5 protein-coding genes and 1 pseudogene are annotated in these 3,696 nt (G+C 65.5%); 4 read left to right on the top strand and 2 right to left on the bottom strand.

Annotated features, from left to right (window positions below; translation table 11 throughout):
* Nucleotides 1-177: 177 nt before the first annotated feature.
* Nucleotides 178-1,122: a type I pantothenate kinase gene (coaA, locus tag Q1J95_RS15175; protein ID WP_300269152.1), complete on the bottom strand. Its 945-nt coding sequence runs from the start codon at nucleotides 1,120-1,122 to the stop codon at nucleotides 178-180.
* A 71-nt stretch (nucleotides 1,123-1,193) separates the two neighbouring features.
* On the opposite strand from coaA, the gene Q1J95_RS15170 reads away from it, so the two are divergent.
* Nucleotides 1,194-2,135 (top strand): Ppx/GppA phosphatase family protein, encoded by a 942-nt coding sequence (locus tag Q1J95_RS15170; RefSeq protein ID WP_300269151.1) that lies wholly within the window; start codon nucleotides 1,194-1,196, stop codon nucleotides 2,133-2,135.
* A 12-nt stretch (nucleotides 2,136-2,147) separates the two neighbouring features.
* On the opposite strand, the gene Q1J95_RS15165 is transcribed toward Q1J95_RS15170, so the two are convergent.
* The gene (locus tag Q1J95_RS15165) at nucleotides 2,148-2,393 is read right to left on the bottom strand and encodes a hypothetical protein (RefSeq protein WP_300269149.1); all 246 of its coding nucleotides are present in this window, start codon (nucleotides 2,391-2,393) and stop codon (nucleotides 2,148-2,150) included.
* A 178-nt stretch (nucleotides 2,394-2,571) separates the two neighbouring features.
* On the opposite strand from Q1J95_RS15165, the gene Q1J95_RS15160 reads away from it, so the two are divergent.
* The 3 genes and pseudogenes from Q1J95_RS15160 to Q1J95_RS15150 form a co-directional block, all read left to right on the top strand.
* Complete coding sequence (locus Q1J95_RS15160; RefSeq protein WP_300269146.1) at nucleotides 2,572-3,012, top strand: VanZ family protein; 441 nt, start codon at nucleotides 2,572-2,574, stop codon at nucleotides 3,010-3,012.
* A gap of 23 nt (nucleotides 3,013-3,035) precedes the next feature.
* On the top strand, nucleotides 3,036-3,200 hold the full coding sequence (locus tag Q1J95_RS15155) for a hypothetical protein (protein ID WP_300269143.1): 165 nt from the start codon (nucleotides 3,036-3,038) through the stop codon (nucleotides 3,198-3,200).
* A 21-nt stretch (nucleotides 3,201-3,221) separates the two neighbouring features.
* Nucleotides 3,222-3,696 (top strand): annotated as a pseudogene (locus Q1J95_RS15150) (hypothetical protein); the annotation flags it as partial.

Genomic DNA, 3,696 nt, shown 5'->3' with positions numbered 1-3,696 from the left:
GCCGCGGGCCCACGTATCCGACGATTCCACACATGTGTTCAAGAATAAGCGCCGGAATTTGCGAGGATGCCGAACGAAAGCGGATGCTGAACGCACACAACGGGTTTCGACTCGCTGCGCTCGCTCAACCTTGACACGCAGCGCATCAACGCGCTTCGCGCATTGATCCGCCGCGTGTCAAAGTTTGCGCAGCATCACACTCTCGACGCCATGGTCGGCGCCCTTGTTGAGCACGAGCGTCGCACGATGCTTGGTCGGCATGACGTTCTCGAGGAGGTTGGGCATGTTGATGTCGTTCCAATACCCCATCGCGGTGGCGACCGCCTCATCATCGGTCAGATGCGCAAAGACATTGAAGTAGGACGAGGCGTTGCTGAACGCGCTCTGCCGGAGCGCGAGGAACCGATCGACGTACCATTTCTCGACGTCTTTCGGATCGGCGTCGACGTAGATCGAGAAGTCGAAGAGGTCGCTGACGGCGACGTCGTTCGGCGCCGGGGGCGGCTGCAGGACGTTGAGGCCCTCGACGATGACGACGTCGGGGCGGCGCACCACGACGGTCGCATCGGGAACGATGTCGTAGCGCATATGCGAGTAGAAGGGTGCGCGCACCTCGCCGGATCCGCTCTTGACCTCGGTCAGAAACTCCAGCAGCGCGCGCCGGTCGTACGACTCCGGAAAGCCCTTGCGCTCCATGAGTCCGCGCCGTTCGAGTTCGGCGTTCGGGTACAGGAATCCGTAGGTCGTGACCAGTTCGACACGCGGCGTGCCCGGCCACCGGCTCATGAGCTCGCGCAGCAGACGAGCGATCGTGGATTTGCCGACGGCGACCGATCCGGCGACGCCCACGACGAACGGGGTGGTGCTGTCGTCTTCTTGCAGAAACTGACTCGTCGCCTCACCGAGGCGCTTCGTGGCGGTGGCGTAGAGGCTGAGCAGACGGCTCAGCGGCAGGTACACCTCGCGCACCTCGTCGAGCGAGAGCCGGTCGCCGAGGCCCCGCAGTTCGACGACCTCGGTCTCGCTCAGCGGCTGGTCGAGGTCGGCGGCCAGGCGCGCCCATTCGGCACGGCCGATCTCCCGATACGGAGACAGCGGCTGGGTCGGATCCACGGCAGTCACGCGTTACATCGTATCGGTGCGGATGCGAGTGCCGACACCGCGCGCGGCCTGAGACCCGCTACGCTCAAACCGTGCGCCTGGGAATTCTCGACATCGGCTCCAACACCGTCCACCTGCTTGCCGCCGAGGCGCGACCGGGCGGTAGACCGCTGGCCACGACGAGCGATCGCACCGTCGTGCGCCTGATGCGCTACCTCACCCCCGAGGGTGCGATCAGCGAAGAGGGCGTGCAGGCGCTCGAAACCGCCGTGACCCGTGCACGACAGATCGCCGAGGCCGATCGAGTCGAGACACTGTTGGCGACGGCGACCAGCGCCGTGCGCGACGCGATCAACGGCGACGAGGTCATCGCCCGCATCGAGAAGGCACTCGGCCAGCCGCTGCAGGTGCTCACGGGTGTGCAGGAGGCTGAGCTCACCTTCCTCGCCGTGCGGCGCTGGTTCGGGTGGGATGCCGGACGCATTCTGCTGCTCGACATCGGCGGCGGCTCGTTCGAGTTCGCCTCGGGAGAGGACGAGCGGCCCGAAGTGGCCGCGTCCCTTCCCTTGGGCGCCGGCCGCACGACCATCCAGTTCCTGCCGAACGATCCTCCCGGCGAAGACGCCCTCGGGCCGTTGCGCGCACACGCCCGCGAGGTGCTCGCCCCGGTCGTCGAGCAGCTGAAAGCCCTCCCCTGCCCCGATCACTTCGTCGGTTCGTCGAAGGCCATCCGCTCACTGGCGAACCTCGCCGGCCGCGAGGTCTCAGGGCTCGGCTTCAACCGCACCGTCATGGCGCGTTCGGCGTTGAAGTCATGGATTCCGCGGCTCGCGAAGCTACCGGCATCCGCTCGTCAAGAACTGCCGGGAATCACGCCCGACCGCACGTTCCAGATCGTGGCGGCCGCCGTTTCGCTGCACACCGCGATGAAGCTGCTCGACATCGACGAGCTCGAGGTCTCGCCATGGGCGTTGCGCGAGGGTGTGCTGCTGCGCTACACCGAATCGATGGAGTGGGGCGGCGCGGGAATCTGAGCGCGGCGCCGGTCACGCCCGCGGGATGACGATTCCGCCGGTATCGATGCCCTGCCGTCTGTCACGCCGTTCGACCGACACGCTGATGATGATGAGCACCAGGCCGGCCGCGGCGAGCATGGCGCCGACCCATCCTGGGGCCAGGTAGCCGAACCCTGCGGCGATGACGAGCCCGCCCAGCCACGCTCCCAGGCTGTTCGCGATGTTGAAAGCGGCATGGTTGAGCGCAGCGCCCAGAAGCTTCGCTTCATTCGACACGCGGATCAATCGTGAAGTCATCGCGCGCCCGGATCAGCGACTCGAGCAGCGAGCGGAAGAGGCTCTGGTCCTCAACGATCGCCACACAGTGGAGCCTGCTGTTCCGTCAGGCTGGCGACGCTACCGCAGTGGATGGTTTCCGCAGGTTGGGCCAATGCTGCCGCATAAACTCGTCTGCATGTCCCGCACGCCTGCTCTCGCGATCGCGGCGCGCGTACTCCTCATCCCCTATGGCATCGTTCTGGCGCTGATCGTGTGGTTGCCCGGTTCCGCGGCATCCCGGGTTACGGGCATCGTCTTCCGCGTCGCACGTTTCGTCTCTGAACGCTTCGATGTGTCGCTTTCGACGACGTACACGCTGTTCGAGTTCACGGCGAACATCGCACTTTTCGTGCCGTTCGGTCTGCTGGTCGCGGCCGGTTGGCCGCGCACGAACGCGTGGTGGATCATTCTGTTGGGTTTTGCAGCGAGCGCGGCGATCGAGCTGGTGCAGACGATGCTTCCCAGCCGCTATCCCACGCTGTCGGACGTCATCGCGAACACTCTCGGCACGATCATCGGATGCTGCGCGGTGAGGCTGTTCGCGCAGAAGCCGCGAGGCCGACCGGCGACAGCCTGAGAGATTCACCGCGCAGGGAGAAGGTGCCGCGGTGGTCCTTCGAAGCGCGCAACGGCGATCTTCACCTCTACGAGTTCGTCGCTGACCTTGTCGATACGCGCACCGGGATTCTTTTCGACGCTGTCAATGCGAGCACCGAGCATCGTGTCACCACCGTCAATACGAGCACCGAACCTGCTCTCGAGTGAGCTCGATGTGGAGTCCATCCGGTGCACCATCCAGCCGAATCCGCCGGCGAGTGCAAGCAGAATCGAAACGATGCCCACGAGCGTCGTGACATCCCGGTTCGCATCAGCAGCGCCGGTACGCGCGCGCTCATCGACAAGCCGATGACGACTGAGGCACGAGAGCTGGCCGTTGAACTCGGCGCCGACCACGAAGACGTCGAGAGCCACCGGGCCCGCTGGCTGCTTGATCCGATAGCGGACGACGCAGATCTCATCTTCGCGATGTCACGCGAGCACCGAACCGCCGCGGTCGAGCTCGCCCCGCATCGGCTGTGGCAGACGTTCACGATCCGTGAGTTCGCCCGGCTTTCGGGTGGGCTCACCATAGATCAGATCAAGAGCACAGCGGATGCCGCAGGCACCAGATCCCGCGCACGTCTCGCCGCTGTCACCGCACTCGTGACTGAGCAGCGCGGCATCGGTTCGCCAGCAGCGCCGCAAGACGACGACGTCATCG

The organism is Microbacterium sp. (assembly GCF_029263575.1).
In the GTDB taxonomy this organism is placed as follows: domain Bacteria; phylum Actinomycetota; class Actinomycetes; order Actinomycetales; family Microbacteriaceae; genus Microbacterium.
The sequence above is the reverse complement of the archived record's forward strand: the minus strand, read 5'-3'. Positions and strand labels throughout refer to the sequence as shown.